The sequence below is a fragment of the Ruania zhangjianzhongii genome (genome assembly GCF_008000995.1).
GTDB classification, from domain to species: Bacteria; Actinomycetota; Actinomycetes; order Actinomycetales; family Beutenbergiaceae; genus Ruania; species Ruania zhangjianzhongii.
Window position 1 is genome coordinate 1 of the sequence record NZ_CP042828.1, and the last position, 17,807, is coordinate 17,807.

The following is a 17,807-nucleotide window of genomic DNA, read 5'->3' on the forward strand; positions in this document are numbered from 1 at the left end:
TAAAGTCACCCAACGCGCGGTTACACACAGTCTGTGGATAGAGTTGTGGATCACCGTCAGCGTCACGTCGCCACCTGCTGGCGGCACCGTAGTCAGCACCATCATCCTTCAGGCAGGGGGGCCAGTGTCAGAATCGCCAGTCGATCCCACCGACCTCACTCAGGCCTGGGAACGGGCCGTCGAGATACTCGACAGCCGCGGAAATCTCGGCGGCGCACAGGCGGGATTCGTCCGGCTCACCAAGCCGCTGGGCGTGATCGACGAAACCATCCTTCTCGCGGTGCCCAGCGAGTTCGCGAAGGACTACATCGAGACCCGAGCTCGAGAGTCGATCATCTCGGCCCTGTCCACCGCCCTCGACCGCACCGTGCGGATCGCCGTCACCGTGGACCCCTCGCTGGAGGACCAGGACCACCCCAGCCGCGACACCCGCAGCACCCAGCAGCCGGAACCGGCACCAGCGGAACCGGACCGTCGCACCTCTACCCCCACTCCCCGCGCGAGCGAGCGTCCCACTGAACCGGCGCCGGCTCCTCGAGTGGACAACTACGCCACCGGAGTGGACCCGAACGCCCGACTGAACCCGAACTACTCTTTCGACACGTTCGTGATCGGCTCCTCGAACCGGTTTGCGCACGCCGCAGCGACCGCCGTCGCCGAAGCGCCCGCCAAGGCGTACAACCCGCTGTTCATCTACGGACAGTCCGGTCTGGGTAAGACGCACCTGCTGCACGCCATCGGGCACTACGCGAAGAGCCTCTACCCCGGCATCCGGGTGCGCTACGTCAACTCCGAAGAGTTCACCAACGACTTCATCAACTCCATCCGGGACGACAAGGCCGAGGCGTTCCAGCGCCGCTACCGCGACGTGGACGTCCTGCTCATCGATGACATCCAGTTCCTGCAGGGCAAGGAACAGACCATGGAGGAGTTCTTCCACACCTTCAACACGCTGCACAACGACAACAAGCAGGTGGTGATCACCTCCGACCTGCCACCCAAGCACTTGAACGGGTTCGAGGACCGGATGCGTTCGCGGTTCGAGTGGGGTCTGATCACCGACGTGCAGCCGCCGGACCTGGAGACCCGGATCGCCATCCTCCGGAAGAAGGCGGGAAGTGAGTCGCTGCAGGCGCCGAGTGAGGTGCTGGAGTACATCGCCTCGAAGATCTCCTCCAACATCCGCGAGCTCGAAGGGGCGCTGATCCGGGTCACCGCGTTCGCCAACCTGAACCGGCAGTCGGTGGATCTTCCGCTGGCGGAGATGGTGCTCAAGGACCTGATCACCGATACCGACGGGGCCGAGATCACGCCGTCGATGATCATGGCGCAGACCTCCTCCTACTTCGGCGTCACGATCGAGGCACTGTGCAGCGCAGACCGATCTCGCGTGCTGGTGAACGCCCGGCAGATCGCGATGTACCTGTGCCGCGAGCTCACCGAGCTGTCGCTGCCGAAGATCGGACAGCTCTTCGGCGGCCGCGACCACACCACGGTGATGCACGCGAACAAGAAGATCCGGCAGCAGATGGCCGAGCGACGGTCCACGTTCAACCAGGTGACCGAGCTGACCAACCGGATCAAGCAGCAGCAGCGCTCCTGAGACGCCCGTGATGCACAGTTGTGGACAAGGCTGTGGACAATCGTGGAAACCCACCCTCTCTCGGTGGACAACATCGCTCCAGTCCGTGGACGCAGCCGGGACCGGAAGGCGCCGTGCACAGCCGGCCCGTGGCCCTGTGCACGGCGGTCCTAGTGTCTATCCACACCCCGCTGAGCCCTCTGACCTGCAGTGATGTGACTTGCCCCCAGTGTCCACAGCACCGATGACGACCACGAGACCTTTAACGTTGATCAGATGTGAATAACCAACAACTACCGATCGAGCACTGCCTGGAACGCGAACTGCATCGAATACCGGATCGAGCACCCACATCTGCGCAGCGTCGTCTAACCTCGGAGGCAGACCCCTGTCCTGCTCCGGCTGGAGACGTGGACATGACACGCTATTGACTCACTATGCTCGGTAGCCCACGCACGACGATCAGAAAGAGGCCCACATCGTGAAGTTCAGGGTGGAGCGAGACGTACTGGCCGACGCCGTCACCTGGACCTCTCGAAGCCTTCCGACCCGCCCGCCTTCGCCGGTGCTTGCCGGTGTCCTGCTCAGTGCTGACGCCGAGGGCAGCCTGGTGCTGTCCACCTTCGACTACGAGGTTTCGGCCCGCTCCACGGTGGCAGCCGAGGTCGAGGAGGCCGGATCCGTTCTGGTCTCCGGTCGACTGCTCGCCGAGATCGCCCGCGCCCTGCCGAGCAAGCCGGTCGAAGTTGCGGTGGAGGGCAACCGGGTCACCGTGGTTTGCGGCGCCTCCCGGTTCACGCTGCTGACGATGCCCGTGGATGAGTACCCGTCGTTGCCGGATCTGCCCGAGGTCACCGGCTCGATCGACGGCGACGCCTTCGCCCGAGCGATCGCCCAGGTGACCATGGCCGCCGGCCGGGACGAGACGCTTCCGCTGCTCACCGGTGTGCGGGTGGAGATCGAGGGTGACACGGTCACCATGCTCGCCACCGACCGGTACCGACTGGCGATGCGCGAGGTGAGCTGGTCACCGGCCGCACCGGGGGTGTCCCGGGTGGCGCTGGTGCGGGCTCGTACCCTCTCCGATGTGGCGAAGAACCTTTCCAGCGCCGGTTCCGTGGAGCTGGCCCTGGCCGAGGGTGGCGACATCGTCGGGTTCGAGGCGGGTGGGCGCCGGACCACCTCGCTGCTGCTCGAAGGTGACTATCCGCCGGTGCGTCGGTTGTTCCCGGAGCAGACCAGCACGCACACGGTCACCACCACCGCTGAGCTGGTCGAGGCGGCGAAACGTGTGGCTCTGGTCGCCGAACGGAACACTCCGATCCGGTTGTCGTTCACCGAAGGTCAGGTGGTCCTCGAGGCCGGGCAGGGGGATGACGCCCAGGCCTCCGAAGCCCTGGAGTCCACCCTGGTGGGCGAGGACATCAGCACGGCGTTCAACCCCCAGTACCTCCTCGACGGTCTCGGCTCGCTGGACTCGGAATTCGTCCGCCTGTCGTTCACGCACCCATCCAAGCCGGCCGTGATGACCGGTCAGGACACCATCGACGGCGCTGACCACGCCGAGGAGTTTCGTTACCTGCTGATGCCGATCCGGTTCGGAGCCTGATCGCCAGCTCGACCACCGCCACGCTCACGAAGGGACCGCGCTGATGCACATCGGACTCGTAGGACTGGGTCGCATGGGCGGCAACATGCGCGACCGGCTCCGGGCCAAAGGGCATCAGGTCACGGGGTTCGATCAGAATCCGGAGATCTCCGACGTCACCTCGCTGAGCGAGATGGTCTCGGCCCTCGACGGCGATCGTCGGGTGGTGTGGGTGATGGTCCCGGCCGGGGAGATCACCGAGACCGTCGTGGCAGACGTGGCCGGCTTGCTCGGGTCCGGGGACGTGATTATCGATGGTGGTAATTCCAAGTTCTCCGATGACCTGCGCCGCGCTGAGGAGTTCTCAGCCAAGGGTGTGCACTATGTGGACGCCGGCGTCTCCGGCGGTGTCTGGGGTGAGACCTACGGCTATGGGCTGATGGTTGGTGGTGCTGACGAGACCATCGAGTACCTGATGCCGATCTTCGATGCGCTGCGCCCGGACGGGCCCCGGCACGAAGGTTTCGTCCATGCCGGTCCCGTCGGCGCCGGGCACTACGCCAAGATGGTGCACAACGGCATCGAGTACGGCGTGATGCAGGCGTATGCCGAGGGTTACGAGATCCTTGCCGCCCGCGATGACCTGATCGGTGACGTCGGTGCCATCTTCGAGGCCTGGCAGCGGGGCACCGTGGTGCGGTCCTGGCTGCTGGAGCTGTTGGTGAAGGCGCTGAACCAGGATCCGGACCTCGATGACATCCGCGGTTTCGTCGCCGATTCCGGTGAGGGCCGGTGGACCGTGGAAGAGGCCGTGCAGCAGGCGGTCCCCGCACCGGTGATCAGTGCGGCCCTGTTCGCCCGGTTCGACTCCCGCCAGGAGGACTCTCCCGCGATGAAGGCGGTGGCCGCGCTGCGTCAGCAGTTCGGTGGCCACGCCACGAAACCTTCCGCTGAATGACGGCGGAGCTCACCTCGTTCTCCCAGCTCACCCTGGGAATGAGCCAGCTGGGCGGGTGAAGGCTCGTGTACGTCTCTGACCTGGCACTGACCGACTTCCGGTCCTACGCCGAACTGCTGCTCTCCTTCGAGCCCGGGATCACCGCATTGGTTGGTCCGAACGGGCAAGGAAAGACCAACTTGGTGGAGTCGCTCGGCTACCTGTCCACCTTCTCCTCGCACCGGGTCTCCGCCGATGCGGCGCTGGTGCGAGCGGGCGCGCCACGGGCGATCATCCAGACCAAAGTGGTGCGGGAGAATCGCAGCGCCCTACTGGAGCTCGAGCTGGTCTCCGGGAAGGCGAACCGGGCACGGTTCAACCGTGCCCCGCTGCCCCGCGCCCGGGACCTGGCCGGCCGGCTGCGGACCGTGCTGTTCGCTCCCGAAGATCTCAGCCTGATCAAGGCAGATCCGGACGGGAGGCGGCGGTTCCTGGACGAGCTGCTGGTACTGCTTAGTCCCAAGCTCGCCAGTGTGCGCGCCGACTACGAACGCGTGGTGCGCCAGCGCAATGCCCTGCTGAAGTCCGCCGGTACGCAACGGCGCTCTGGCACCTCGCTCGATCTGCGCACTCTGGACGTGTGGGATGACAAGGCGGCCGCAGCCGGCGCCCAGCTGATCGCGGCACGGGTACAGCTGGTGAACGCGCTGCGTCCACACCTGGCCCACGCCTACGAGCAGGTCAGCGCCGGACAGAGCGAAGCGCGGATGTTCTACCGCGCCAGTGTGGCCCGGGCGATGGCCGGTCAGGACGGTCCCGGCGGAGCGCGGACCAGCGGGTTCGAGGACACCGATGTGGAGGCACTCACCCAGGCTGATGTGGTGGAGGCACGGCTGCTTGAGGCGATGGCTCACCTGCGAGGCAAGGAGATCGAACGCGGGGTCAGCCTGGTGGGCCCGCACCGCGACGATCTGGAGCTGTTCCTGGACGAGCTGCCGGCCAAGGGCTATGCCTCGCACGGGGAGTCCTGGTCGCTCGCGCTCGGGCTGCGGCTGGCCAGCTACGAGCTGCTCAAGGCTGATGATGACTGGCACGAGAGCTCGGAGCCGGTGCTGATCCTCGATGATGTGTTCGCTGAGCTGGATGTACGGCGGCGCGATCGCCTCGCTCGGTTGATCGCACCTGCCGAGCAGGTGCTGATTACTGCTGCGGTGGCCGAGGACGTACCCGAGGTTCTCGAGGGTGCCCGGGTGGACGTGATGGGATCGGTGGCCACCCGTGTCCGATGACCCCGCGGATCAGCATCAGTGGCCGGAGCTGTCGGATCACCCAGAGCTGTCGGATCACCCAGAGCTGTCGGATGACCCGAAGGTGCGCGATCACCCGGAGGTGCCGGCTGCAGCCGAGGACCCGGACAGCGCGGCCCGCGCTGCACTGGCCCGGGCACGAGAAGCAGCCCGGGCCAAGGGGCTGGGCACCGCCCGACGTAAGCCCCGCCGTCGTGATGATGGGGTGTACCTCCCCGCTGCCACCGAGTCCGCCCGAGACCCCGCTCCACTCGGCGATACCGTGAACAACCTCGCCCGCCAGCTCGGCTGGAAGCAGCCACTGTCCATCGGTGGCGTGATCGGTCGGTGGCGTGAGGTGGTCGGTGACCAGATCGCCGACCACTGCATCCCGGAGACCTTCGAGGAGGGCGTGTTGGTGGTACGTACCGACTCCACGGCCTGGGCCACCCAGATCCGCCTGCTCACGCCGCAGCTGGACCGCCGCCTGGCCGAGGAGGTCGGCGAAGGGGTGGTCACCTCGATCAAGGTTCTAGGCCCTGGCGGGCCCTCGTGGAGCAAAGGTCCTCGGCGCGTGCAGGGTGGTCGTGGACCCCGGGATACCTACGGCTGAAACAGTTGTCCACAGCCCAGCGCAAACGTTGTGGACAACACTGTGGACAGACTCGGATTCTGCACTGTTTCGAGGTAGAATCAATGGACCGTCCGGGGGGCAGTGAACCTTCACCTCCACCCTGGGCCGGCACGTAGTGGCACCGGCTCCACCCGGATCGGTGCCCTAGACGTGCACCGATGACGATAGGAGCGCCAGAAGAACGTGGCTGACGAGACGACAGGGCCAGGGGCCGGATCCACTACAGCAGGGTCGACTGGCTATGACGCCGGCAACATCACCGTTCTTGAGGGTCTGGAAGCAGTCCGCAAACGGCCGGGTATGTACATCGGTTCCACCGGTGAGCGGGGTCTGCACCACCTGGTGTACGAAGTCGTGGACAACGCCGTGGATGAAGCGCTCGCCGGATACTGCGACCACATCGAGATCACCCTGCTTGCCGACGGAGGACTGCGGGTGGTCGACAACGGCCGCGGCATCCCGGTAGCAGTCCACCCCACCGAGGGGCGTCCCACGGTCGAGGTTGTGATGACGATCCTGCACGCCGGCGGGAAGTTCGGCGGTGGCGGGTACGCCGTCTCCGGTGGTCTGCACGGCGTAGGTGTCTCCGTGGTGAACGCCCTGTCCGCGCGGATGGTCACCGAGGTGCGCCGGGACGGCTACCTCTGGCGGCAGGAGTTCGGTGACGGCGGCGCTCCCGTGGGCGAGCTGCAGCAGCTGGAGGCCACTGACGAGACCGGTACGGTACAGACGTTCTGGGCGGACCCGGGGATCTTCGAGACCACCGAGTACGACTTCGAGACGCTCCGCTCACGGATGCAGCAGTACGCGTTCCTGAACAAGTCGCTGCAGATCACCATCACCGACGAGCGTGACACCGGCACAGCAGACGAGGTAGCCGGTGAGGATGCCGCGGATGACGCGGACTCCGACCGCACCCGTACCGTCACCTACAAGTACGACGACGGTCTGATCGACTACGTCAAGCACCTCACCGCGGCCAAGCGCTCGGAAGTGATTCACCCCGAGGTGATCGACTTCGAGTCAGAGGACACCGACCGGCAGATCTCGCTCGAGATCGCGATGCAGTGGACCGGTGCCTACACCGAGAGCGTGCACACCTACGCGAACACGATCAACACCTCCGAGGGGGGCACCCACGAGGAGGGCTTTCGCGCCGCGCTGACCACGCTGATCAACCGGTATGCGCGGGAGAACAAGCTGCTGAAGGAGAAGGACGAGAACCTCACCGGCGACGACGTCCGGGAGGGACTGACCGCCGTCTTGTCCATCAAGCTCGGCGAACCGCAGTTCGAGGGACAGACAAAGACCAAGCTGGGCAACACCGAGGCGCGAACCTTCACCCAGAAGGTGGTCTTCGACCAGCTCGGCGCCTGGCTGGAGTCTCACCCGAACGAGGCCCGGGACATCATCCGCAAGTCGATCCAGGCCTCTGCGGCGCGACTCGCCGCTCGTAAGGCCAGGGAGGCCACCCGGCGCAAGGGGCTGCTCGAGGGAGCCGGCCTGCCGGGCAAGCTGAAGGACTGCTCCAGCCGGGACCCGTCCATCTCCGAGGTGTTCATCGTGGAGGGAGACTCCGCCGGTGGCTCGGCGGTGCAGGGCCGCAACCCGGAGACCCAGGCGATCCTGCCGATCCGCGGGAAGATCCTGAACGTGGAGAAGGCCCGCATGGACAAGGCGCTGGCCAACCAGGAGGTGCAGGCGCTGATCACCGCGTTCGGCACCGGGATCGGCGAAGACTTCGATATCACCAAGGTGCGGTATCACAAGATCGTGCTGATGGCCGATGCGGACGTGGACGGCCAGCACATCTGCACCCTGTTGCTCACACTGCTGTTCCGCTACATGCGGCCACTGATCGAACACGGCTACGTGTACCTGGCACAGCCGCCGCTGTACCGGATCAAGTGGACGAATGCGCCGCACCAGTACGTGTTCAGCGACCAGGAGCGGGATGTGATGGTGGCCGACGGGCTGGCGAAGAACCACCGCCTGCCCAAGGAGACCGGCATCCAGCGGTACAAAGGTCTGGGCGAGATGGACTACCGCGAGCTGTGGGAGACCACGATGGACCCCGATACCCGCACCCTGCGCCAGGTGACCATCGGTGAGGCGGCCGCGGCGGACGAGATCTTCGCCGTCCTGATGGGTGAGGACGTGGAGTCACGTCGCTCGTTCATCCAGCGCAACGCCCGCGATGTGCGCTTCCTCGACGTCTGAGTTAGGAACTTATCTAAGTGAGTGACGACAACACCCCCTCTGGTGACGAGGGCTCCGAACAGGTGCTGACCGACCGGGTCGAACAGGTCGATCTGCAGCTGGAGATGCAGCGGTCCTACCTCGACTACGCGATGAGCGTGATCGTGGGACGCGCGCTGCCGGACGTCCGGGACGGCCTCAAGCCGGTCCATCGGCGCATCCTGTACGCCATGTTCGACGGCGGATACCGGCCGGAGTCCTCGTTCTCCAAGTGTTCCCGGGTCGTCGGCGATGTGATGGGGCAGTTCCACCCGCACGGTGACAGCGCGATCTACGACGCGATGGTGCGGCTGGTGCAGCCGTGGTCGCTGCGGTACCCGCTGGTGGCCGGTCAGGGGAACTTCGGCTCTCCCGGTAACGACGCGGCCGCCGCTCCGCGGTACACCGAGTGCAAGATGGCGCCGCTGGCCATGGAGATGGTCCGCGACATCGACAAGGACACCGTCAACTTCGGCGACAACTACGACGGCCGTACCCGCGAACCGCTCGTGCTGCCGTCCCGGATCCCGAACCTGCTGGTGAACGGGTCGTCCGGGATTGCGGTGGGGATGGCAACAAACATCCCCTCGCACAACCTGCGCGAAGTGGCCGACGGTGTGCGCTGGCTGCTGGAGAACCCGGAGGCCACCGCCGAGGAACTGCTCGCCGCGCTGCTGCTGCGGATCAAGGGGCCGGACTTCCCGACGGGGGCCCAGATCCTCGGTATCCGCGGTATCGAGCAGGCGTACCGCACCGGCCGTGGTTCGATCACCATGCGCGCCGTGGTTGAGGTGGAGGAGATCCAGAACCGCACCTGCCTGGTGGTCAGCGAGCTGCCGTACCAGGTGAACCCCGACAACTTGGCAGCGAAGATCGCCGAGCTGGTGCGGGACGGCCGGGTCCAGGGCATTGCCGACATCCGGGACGAGACCTCCGGCCGCGCCGGGCAGCGCCTGGTGATCATCCTCAAGCGCGATGCGGTAGCCAAGGTGGTGCTGAACAACCTCTACAAGCACACCCAGCTGCAGGACACCTTCGGGGCGAACATGCTCGCCCTCGTGGACGGCGTGCCGCGAACGCTCAGCCTGGACGCCTTCATCCGGCACTGGGTGAACCACCAGATCGAAGTAGTCGTTCGCCGCACCCAGTGGCTGCTGAAGCAGGCCGAGGACCGGATCCACATCCTCCGCGGACTGATCAAGGCGCTGGATGCCCTCGACGACGTGATCGCGCTGATCCGGCGGTCCGCCACGGTCGAGGACGCCCGCCACGGGCTGATCGAGCTGCTCGAGATCGACGAGATCCAGGCGAACGCCATCCTGGAGATGCAGCTACGCCGGCTGGCCGCCCTGGAACGGCAGAAGATCCTGGACCAGTTCGCCCAGCTCGAGGCGGAGATCGCGGACTACCGAGACATCCTCGCGTCCCCAGAACGCCAGCGCACCATCGTGGGCGACGAGCTCACCCAGATCGTGGACAAGTACGGCGACGAGCGCCGCACCACGATCCTGCCCTACGACGGCGATATGTCCATCGAGGACCTGATCCCCGAAGAGGACGTGGTGGTCACCATCACCCGCGGTGGCTACGCGAAGCGCACCCGTACCGACAACTACCGCGCTCAGCACCGCGGCGGTAAGGGCGTCCGTGGCGCCCAGCTGCGCGGGGACGACATCGTGAACCAGTTCTTCGTCACGACGACGCACCACTGGTTGCTCTTCTTCACGAACCTGGGCCGGGTGTACCGGGCCAAGGCATATGAGTTGCCCGAGGGTGGCCGGGACGCCAAGGGCCAGCACGTGGCGAACCTGATGGCATTCCAGCCGGACGAGAAGATCGCTCAGGTACTCGCGATCCGCGACTACGAGCAGGCGGACTACCTGGTGCTGGCCACCAACTCCGGGCTGGTGAAGAAGAGCCGACTGACCGAGTACGACTCCAGCCGCACCGGGGGCGTGATCGCCATCAACCTGCGGGAGAACACAGCCGGTGAGGTGGACGAGCTGGTCTCGGCACGCGTGGTGAACGCCGACGAGGACCTGCTGCTGGTCTCCCGCAAGGGCCAGTCGTTGCGGTTCACCGCTACCGATGAGGCACTGCGGCCGATGGGCCGCGCCACCTCCGGTGTGACCGGGATGAAGTTCCGCGAGGACGACTCGCTGCTGTCGATGGCCGTGGTTCGGGACGATTCCGACCTGTTCGTCGTGACCGAGGGTGGCTTCGGTAAGCGAACCCGGGTCTCGGAGTACCGGGTCCAGGGCCGTGGCGGCCTCGGCATCAAGGTGGCCAACCTGGTCGAGGCACGCGGCGATCTGGTCGGCGCTCTGATCACCGATGCCGATGACGAGGTGTTGGTGATCATGGAGAAGGGCAAGATCGTGCGCACAGCGGTGAGCGAGGTCAACCTCACCGGGCGCACCACCCAAGGTGTGACATTCGCCAAGCCCGATAAGGGCGACCGGATCATCGCGATCACCCGAAACCTGGAATCTGTTGCCGAAGCCGAGGTGGAAGCCGTCGAGGCGGAGGCCGCTGAGGACGGTGACATACCGGCAGCGGAGGGTGCCAGCACAGGCAATGATGGCGTACCGTCGAGCGCAGCATCGGCGGAAGGCGAGGACTAGACCGATGAGCCATCCCACGCAGCACACCGGCAGCACGCCGGTGCGAACCTCGGCACGCAGCCTGCCGACCGCACAGCGGCCTGCCTCCATTCCCCCGGCAAGCGTTCCTCCGGCTGGACCGGGTGGGTCCCGCCCAGCCGGTGCGCAGACCACGTCGGCGCCGGAGCGCAGTCCTCGCACGGGCGCCGGTACGGGTGGGGCGGGGGCGTATGCGGGCACTTCCCGGCCCGCCGGCGGTACCACCGCCGGAGCCGCGACGGCCGGGGCCTCGGATACGGGCCCACGGCGGATCAGGCTCGCGGTTTCCCGGGTGGATCCGTGGTCGGTGATGAAGCTCTCCTTCCTGCTCTCAATCGCGATCGGCATCGGGATCGTCGTGGCTACGGCAGTGGTCTGGGGCGTGTTGAACTCGATGGAGGTCTTCGCCAAGATCCAGGGCCTGATCGAGGACATAGGCGCGATGGAGCAGTTCGGTGAGCTGCTTGAGTATGTGGAGTTCTCCCGGGTGATCTCCGTGGCCACGGTGGTGGCGATCGTGGACGTGGTGCTGCTCACGGCTCTGTGCACGCTGGGAGCCTTCGTCTACAACCTGGTGGCGGCGATGGTCGGTGGCCTGCACCTCACGCTCACCGATGAGTGAGTGGAGTGATCGGGCTCACGGCCGTGTTTTGGTCGCGGCACCGCCGCTAAGGTAGTGTGCTGCTCGCGCGCTCGCGTGAGAATCGTGAGTTTCGGGGCCTATAGCTCAGTCGGTTAGAGCGCTTCCCTGATAAGGAAGAGGTCGCTGGTTCGAGTCCAGCTAGGCCCACGTTGCCGGTCGTGGAGGGAGCATCCTCGTGAAGAAGGTTCTGGCCCTCGCCGCGCTGGTAGCAGCCGGCGTGGTCGTCTGGCGCAAGGTTGCCGAGGACCGTGAGGTCCGGCAGCAGTGGGAAGAGGTCACCGACCCGCTCCCCGAGTAGAATTGATCGGCGGGCGCACGCCGACCGCTCGCGTACGGGGGCACGCGAGGACAACTCCACATCCAGGGGCCATGGCGCAATTGGTAGCGCACCTGCTTTGCAAGCAGGGGGTTACGGGTTCGAGTCCCGTTGGCTCCACGTCTCCGACGCCCTGGCCTGGTTGAGGCCAGAGGTACTGCCCACGACGGCGATTCCTCCCTACCGCAGTAGGCGTTCGGCCAGCGCGGCGGCTCGGTGCAGAAACGGCTCGGAGGCGTCCGTGTCGAGCAGGTTGACCACCACGTGGTCTGCACCAGCAGCGTGCTGTGCGACCACCCGCTGAGCGAGGGCGTCCGGACCTCCGCGGCCCACCAGGGCGTCCACCAGCCGATCATCGAGGGTGTCCACTTCGGTGTCGCTGAACCCCATCCGAAGCGCGTTCTGTCGGTAGCCCGGTACCTGGAGCAGGAAGCCAAGAAGTTCTCGCGCCGCCGCTCGAGCCCGTTCCGCATCGGTGTCGAGAACGAGCATCTCGTCAACCACGAGGATGCGATCGGACCCGAGCCTCTGTCGCGCTCTTGCAGTGAACTCCGGGGTGACGAGAAGGGTGATCGCCCCGCCAAACCGGTCTCGTGCCATCGTGAGCTTCCGCGGCCCGAGGGCGGCGAGAAGCCTGCGCTCTCGCGGTATCGGCCGATCTGCCGCCTCCACCTGATCGAGGAAGGCGTCCATCGACGCCATCGGACGCGGTCCCTGCTGCGGCGCCCCGAGACCAACGACGAAGCGTCCCGGGTGCTCCTGCTGGATCTCCTCGTGGGCGGCGAGCACAGCTGCGTGATCGTGCACGTCCAGCGGAATAATGGCGGTACCGACGCGAATCGTGTTCGTGGCCCGGAGGATCTCATCGATCGGGGCAAGGGTCGCCAACTGCCCACCAGCGAGCCAGAGGGCGGAATAGCCCAGGCGCTCCAGCTCCAAGGCCTGTTTGAGGTGGCTGCCGTCCTCGGCCAGCTGAAGACTGGCCCCGAGGGGGCCGATGCTGGTCCGGTCCAGATGTGCAGGGCTCGGCTGGGTAGTCGTCATCTCGGGTTCCTCTCGGTGGACCATCGCGTCCGAACGATCGTAGAAACTGAACCTTGGTTGAGGTCAATCCGCGGGCGATGCAGAAAGGACGATGGGGCATCACTCATATGTGCGGTCGCGATGACAGCGGCGCGCACCTCGGTAACGTGCAGAACCCGTCGTCCGGTTCGGGGCGGCACCGTACCGAGGGAATCAGATGGACACGAAGTTGTGGGATCGCCGGAGTGTGCTGCGAGTGGCGGCGCTGGGTGGATTGACGGCTGGCGTCGTAGGCGGGGCAGCGCTCCCTGCGTCCGCGAGGCCGAAGCGTTTCGATCTGAGCGCACCGGCGCAGACGCTGTACAGCGGTGCCCCGCTGTCCTCGGTCACCGTGCAGCAGGCCTTTGCCTTTGAGCCCCGGTTCGGGCGGCTCTTTGTGGCCCAGCTGTTGGCGGGCTCACCGGGTACTGCCGGTGACCTGCGGATCAGCGAGATGAGTACCGATGGCCAGGTTCTCGGCTGGATGACCCTCCTTGGCTACGGACATGCGGTTTCTTTCGGTGTTCACCGCACCCGGACCGGCGGGCTGGACCTGTGGGTCGAGGGAGAAGCCAACCAGAACGGGTACGGCACTGTTCTGAAACAGGTGCCATGGCAGCACGACGCCGTCCTGGACCGGGATGATCCGCAAGCCAAGACGCACCGTCCCGTCCCGGAGGCCCTCGAATACACTTGTGCCATCGACCACCGGCATCGTCGGATGGCGCTGCGATACCACACCGACGCCGGTAAGCGACTGGCGATCGTCCCCCTGGCCGAGATGTTGCGCGGTGAGGTTCCCGAGCGGATCGCGGACTTTCCACAGCCGGAGGGTCTCGGAACGTTCCAGGGGTACGCACTGGACGGTGAGGATCTGTACACGATCGACGGCAACAGTTACAGCGACACCAATCCGTACCCCGGAAACACCTACCTCTCGCGGATCGAGTGGCGCACCGGCGAGCTGGTGGAGCGGGTGCACAACTTGACCGCCGACTCGCTCGACTTCCGGGAGCCGGAAGGGCTGGCCATCGGTCCGAACCGCCGGCCGTGGCTGCACCTGGGCTTTGCCTCGGGTGAGACCGGCGACCGGCGATCCAACCTCTACTTCCTGGATCGGCGCTAGCAGAGCTGCCGGCGATGAGTGCGCTGCGGGAGCAGGGTCAGGACTCCTCCATCTTCGCCTCGAGTGCGGCGATGAGCGCCTCGCTGCTCTCGGAGCTCGGTCGTTCCTTGGTGAGCTCTCGGAACTCGGCCTGGAACTCGTTCTGAGCGCTCTGAAACTCCTCGATCGCAGCCGTCCTTCGCTCGGTGGCCTCATCGATGGCCGGCCGGTCGTCGACGACGCCGGCACGCCCGACGTCCTCGGTCGCCTCTCGGACCGGTGGCCAGAGATCGAGCTGAGCCTGGGCATACTCGCGCATCCATTCGTGCTCGCCACCCGCGATCGCCTCCAGTACCTCAGTGCACCTGACCCGGGACCGGTCATAGTCGGCCATCACCTGGTCCAAGTCCGCCCGGGACATTCCCAGCCGCATATCCGAGATCGGGTCGGCGAGGGCGCCGCGGCATGCCCCGAAGTACTGCGACATCGAGGGCATCGCGTCCGCGATCGCCAGCAGGCGGTCGCGACTGATGCCGTAGGCGCTCTCGAACTCCTGGAACAGCGCCCCGATCTCCGGGTCCTCGGACACCGCCGGCAGTCCGCTCAGCCCCTCCATGTGATCGTCGAAGTAGGCAGCGGCCTCGTATGCCGCGGCGACGTGCTCCTCCACGGGTGCGCCATCGGTAAGGTCGAGCCAGCCGGACTCCGTGCTCGAGACGATCATCACGAAGTACCCGGTCGAGGTATCGGTAAAGCTCGCCGCCAGCTCGTAGTCCCGGCGGTCGGGCGCTGACCACACGGTCATCGACAGCACCACCAGCACAACCGCGACCATGGCCGCCAGGCCGGCCGCCGACAGCCCGATCACCCACCCTCGACGCCTGCGCTTGCGCGGCGCCGGCCGTTGACCTGAAGGTGAGGCCCCGCCGTCGTGCTGGACCTGACGTCCTTCCCCTACGTGCTCATTGTTCATGGTGTTTCCCCTCTTCCCCATTCCCCTGGCGCGCCACTGTACGCCCTAGCGGCGCCGCTGGCCGCGCTCCACAGGCTCACCGCACGGTGAGGCACGATGGTGGCATGTCCAGTCAGATCTCAGCCCTCGCGATCGATGCCCGCAACCCTCGGCGGGTGGCCGACTTCTGGTGCGCGGCCCTCGGCTGGAACCGGACCGACGAAGAGGACGGCCTGATCACGATCGGTCCGGCGGACGGTTCCTGGCCGACGATCGACGTGGTGGCCGTACCTGAGAGCAAAACGATCAAGAACCGCCTGCACCTGGACCTGCGCGCCGACGGACTGCCGACTCGTGCTGAGCTCGACCGGCTGCTGGGCCTCGGTGCCCAGCGCGCAGACGTCGGCCAGGACGCCGACGCCCCCTGGGTGGTGCTCGCCGATCCCGAGGGGAACGAATTCTGCCTGCTGCGCCGTACTGTGCAGGAAGCGCGAGCCGCCGGCTAGCCGTACCCAGCCATCCGTACCTGGCCATCTGAACCTGGCCATCCGATCGGTGGTACTTGGCGAAGCCCGTTTCCGTGCGGGACCTACGTCCTGAGTTTCTCTCGTCACCGGAGGGAAGCATCGGCCGACCGACCGGTGCCGGGCAACGCTCTGGTGAGCAGCACACCGAATCCTGCGAGTAGCGCCAGGATCCACAGAGCGGTGTGCTGGCCGGCGAGCTCCGCCGTCGTGCCGCCTCCGAGACTCTCGCTCCTGGCCGCTGCCAGCGCGGCCAGCAGGGAGAGGCCGACGGCGCCACCTCCCTGGTAGGCACTGGTCGCCAGGCCGGAGGCCGCTCCGGCGTCCCGACCCGGGACGCCGCTGGTGCAGACCACGAAGGCGGTCACGATCGACATCCCCAACCCGAGCGCCCATGGCAACGCCGGTAGCAGCAGCCCGGTGACCAGAGTGCCCGTCTCGGTACTGGTCTGGGTCCAGAGGGCGAGCGAGACGCCCTGGATCGCGAACCCCAAACCGAGCACCTGGCGAGGTGCTACCCGGGCGAGCAGCCAGGGGGCGAGCTGGGTGCCTGCGAACATGGCCAGCGGCAGCGGTAGATAAACCAACGTTGCCGCTGCCGGGCTCAGGCTTCGCACCTGTTGCAGGTACAGCGTGACGAGGTAGAACGTGGCGAGCAAGATCGTGCCGACGAGCATGAAGAGCACCGCACCGACCGTGACCGAGCGTCGCCGAAGCAGCGCTCGCGGGATCAGCGGTTCACGCGCCGAGCGCTGCCGCCACACCAGGACCGCCGCGCACACCAGTGCACCGATCGCCGCGCCGGTCCACGGAATCGGCCCGGGTTCGGCAAGAGCCGTGGCGGCGAGGGCAAGCAGCGCCACCGCCCCGGTAGCAGCCACTCCGCCGAGAATATCGAGCCGGGCCGCGGAGCGGGGCAATGCGGGGAGCACCGTCCGGGCGAGCAGCAGCACCACTGCACCGAGTGGCACATTCAGCCAGAAGATCCACGACCACTGGATACCAGCGAGCAGACCGCCGACCACCAGTCCGACCGGTGCCGCGATCCCACCCATACCGGCGAAGATGGCCAGCGCCCGGTTGCGCTGTGGTCCCTCCGCGAAGATCGCGGCGATCAGGGCAAGAGCAGCGGGAACCACCAGAGCCGCACCCAGCCCCTGGGCCGATCGTCCGATCAGCAGCTGCCAGGACTCACTCGCCAGCGCGCACCCGGCCGACGCCAGCGTGAACAGCGCGGTGCCGACCAGGAACAGCCGGCGATGGCCGACCACATCACCAAGCCGTCCGGCGAGCAACAACATCCCGGCGAACGGGATCAGGTAGCAGGTGATCAGCCACGACACCGCCGATCCGTCGAATCCCAGTTCCTCCTGGATCACCGGCAGCGCGATGTTCACCACAGAGGCATCCATGACGGTGAGGAACTCGATAGCCCCGAGCACCACGAAGCCCCACCGGGCGCGCCGCTGACTACGCATGGCCAGGGCGGTCACAGCAGGGCACCGCCGGAAGCGTCGACGTGCTGACCGGTCACCCAGCGGCTGTCCTGAGAGGCGAGGAAGGCGACGATATCGGCGACATCACGAGCTTCGGCCACCCGCCCCAACGGGGAGAGCCCGGCGACCATCTCCCGGGCGGCATCGAGCCAGCCGGCGTTCATCTCGGTGTCCACCGGCCCTGGCGCCACGGCGTTGACCGTGATGCCTCGAGGGCCGAGCTGCTTGGCCAGCGCCCTGGTGAATGCGTCCACTGCCGCTTTGGTCATCGTGTAGGCGATCAGGTCGGGCTGGGCGGCCCCCTCGGTGAGGTGCGCCGACACGTTGACGATCCGACCGCCGTCGGCGATCCGCGCTAGCCCGTGCTTGGTGACGAAGAACGGCGCAGCGGCATTGATCGCCCACAGGCGATCCAAGCCTGCCGAATCGATACTCTCGATCGGTCCACGAGGATCGGCGATCCCGGCGTTGTTCACCAGGATGTCGATCCCCTCCACGACGGCGTCCACTCGCTCCCACAAGTCACGCGCCTCGGCTTCCGGGTCGCCCTGACCGAACGATGCCCCGATCGTGTCGGCCTCCCGCACTGCGCGCCGCTGCGGCCGTGTCTTCCGCTGCCGCGGCGTGCGTCCCGTAGTGCACCAGCACCCGGGCACCGTCGGCGGCGAGCCGCTTCGACACCGCCGCTCCGATACCCCGGCCGCCGCCGGTCACGAGCGCTGTTCTGCCCTCGAGTCGCATGCGTCCTCCTGTTGTATAGCGAGCGATATACAACAACGTACCCGATTACGGATCAACCGCT

General features: G+C 66.6%; 16 protein-coding genes and 2 tRNA genes. 13 read left to right on the top strand and 5 right to left on the bottom strand.

From position 1 onward, the window contains the following. Positions 1 to 124: 124 nt before the first annotated feature. The 11 genes from dnaA (at position 125) to FU260_RS00250 (ending at position 11,986) form a co-directional block, all read left to right on the top strand. Positions 125 to 1,603 carry a chromosomal replication initiator protein DnaA gene (dnaA, locus tag FU260_RS00205; protein WP_147915227.1) on the top strand — a complete coding sequence of 493 codons (1,479 nt, stop codon included), beginning with the start codon at positions 125 to 127 and terminating at the stop codon, positions 1,601 to 1,603. 460 nt (positions 1,604 to 2,063) lie between these two features. Beyond that, positions 2,064 to 3,191: a DNA polymerase III subunit beta gene (gene dnaN / locus FU260_RS00210; protein WP_147915228.1), complete on the top strand. Its 1,128-nt coding sequence runs from the start codon at positions 2,064 to 2,066 to the stop codon at positions 3,189 to 3,191. Positions 3,192 to 3,234: 43 nt separating this feature from the next. After that, on the top strand, positions 3,235 to 4,128 hold the full coding sequence (gnd, locus tag FU260_RS00215) for a phosphogluconate dehydrogenase (NAD(+)-dependent, decarboxylating) (protein WP_147915229.1): 894 nt from the start codon (positions 3,235 to 3,237) through the stop codon (positions 4,126 to 4,128). Between the two features lie 65 nt (positions 4,129 to 4,193). Beyond that, the gene (recF, locus tag FU260_RS00220; protein WP_147915230.1) at positions 4,194 to 5,396 is read left to right on the top strand and encodes a DNA replication/repair protein RecF; all 1,203 of its coding nucleotides are present in this window, start codon (positions 4,194 to 4,196) and stop codon (positions 5,394 to 5,396) included. A gap of 82 nt (positions 5,397 to 5,478) precedes the next feature. Further along, complete coding sequence (locus FU260_RS00225) at positions 5,479 to 6,006, top strand: DciA family protein (RefSeq protein ID WP_147915231.1); 528 nt, start codon at positions 5,479 to 5,481, stop codon at positions 6,004 to 6,006. 204 nt (positions 6,007 to 6,210) lie between these two features. Continuing rightward, positions 6,211 to 8,247, top strand: a complete 2,037-nt coding sequence (gyrB, locus tag FU260_RS00230; RefSeq protein WP_147915232.1) for a DNA topoisomerase (ATP-hydrolyzing) subunit B — start codon at positions 6,211 to 6,213, stop codon at positions 8,245 to 8,247. 17 nt (positions 8,248 to 8,264) lie between these two features. Further along, entirely contained in the window at positions 8,265 to 10,889 is a 2,625-nt protein-coding gene (gyrA, locus tag FU260_RS00235; protein WP_235912126.1) for a DNA gyrase subunit A, read from the top strand. Between the two features lie 328 nt (positions 10,890 to 11,217). Next, the gene (locus FU260_RS24515; protein ID WP_235912127.1) at positions 11,218 to 11,529 is read left to right on the top strand and encodes a DUF3566 domain-containing protein; all 312 of its coding nucleotides are present in this window, start codon (positions 11,218 to 11,220) and stop codon (positions 11,527 to 11,529) included. Between the two features lie 94 nt (positions 11,530 to 11,623). After that, a tRNA-Ile gene (locus FU260_RS00245) sits at positions 11,624 to 11,697 on the top strand. Positions 11,698 to 11,725: 28 nt separating this feature from the next. Continuing rightward, complete coding sequence (locus tag FU260_RS23740) at positions 11,726 to 11,848, top strand: DLW-39 family protein (protein ID WP_210418166.1); 123 nt, start codon at positions 11,726 to 11,728, stop codon at positions 11,846 to 11,848. Between the two features lie 65 nt (positions 11,849 to 11,913). Next, positions 11,914 to 11,986, top strand: a tRNA-Ala gene (locus FU260_RS00250). A 60-nt stretch (positions 11,987 to 12,046) separates the two neighbouring features. Here FU260_RS00250 and FU260_RS00255 read toward each other — a convergent pair. Then, on the bottom strand, positions 12,047 to 12,910 hold the full coding sequence (locus tag FU260_RS00255) for a TIGR03620 family F420-dependent LLM class oxidoreductase (RefSeq protein ID WP_147915234.1): 864 nt from the start codon (positions 12,908 to 12,910) through the stop codon (positions 12,047 to 12,049). Between the two features lie 196 nt (positions 12,911 to 13,106). Between FU260_RS00255 and FU260_RS00260 the strand changes: the two genes are divergently transcribed. Further along, a complete protein-coding gene (locus tag FU260_RS00260; protein ID WP_147915235.1) occupies positions 13,107 to 14,054 on the top strand; it encodes a phage baseplate protein in 948 nt (315 codons plus the stop codon). Positions 14,055 to 14,091: 37 nt separating this feature from the next. Here the strand turns inward: FU260_RS00260 and FU260_RS00265 are convergent, their stop codons facing one another. Continuing rightward, entirely contained in the window at positions 14,092 to 14,901 is an 810-nt protein-coding gene (locus FU260_RS00265; RefSeq protein WP_147915236.1) for a hypothetical protein, read from the bottom strand. Between the two features lie 209 nt (positions 14,902 to 15,110). On the opposite strand from FU260_RS00265, the gene FU260_RS00270 reads away from it, so the two are divergent. After that, entirely contained in the window at positions 15,111 to 15,491 is a 381-nt protein-coding gene (locus tag FU260_RS00270) for a VOC family protein (RefSeq protein WP_147915237.1), read from the top strand. Between the two features lie 104 nt (positions 15,492 to 15,595). On the opposite strand, the gene FU260_RS00275 is transcribed toward FU260_RS00270, so the two are convergent. Genes FU260_RS00275 through FU260_RS24445 form a run of 3 tightly spaced genes read right to left on the bottom strand, consistent with a single transcriptional unit; the run spans position 15,596 to position 17,746 of the window. Next, on the bottom strand, positions 15,596 to 17,002 hold the full coding sequence (locus FU260_RS00275) for an MFS transporter (RefSeq protein ID WP_147915238.1): 1,407 nt from the start codon (positions 17,000 to 17,002) through the stop codon (positions 15,596 to 15,598). Further along, entirely contained in the window at positions 16,999 to 17,592 is a 594-nt protein-coding gene (locus FU260_RS00280; RefSeq protein ID WP_268957763.1) for an SDR family oxidoreductase, read from the bottom strand. Before FU260_RS00280 ends, FU260_RS00275 begins: the two co-directional genes overlap by 4 nt. Beyond that, the gene (locus FU260_RS24445; protein WP_328592985.1) at positions 17,528 to 17,746 is read right to left on the bottom strand and encodes an SDR family NAD(P)-dependent oxidoreductase; all 219 of its coding nucleotides are present in this window, start codon (positions 17,744 to 17,746) and stop codon (positions 17,528 to 17,530) included. The genes FU260_RS00280 and FU260_RS24445 overlap by 65 nt, the downstream gene beginning before the upstream one ends. Between the last annotated feature and the right edge of the window lie 61 nt (positions 17,747 to 17,807).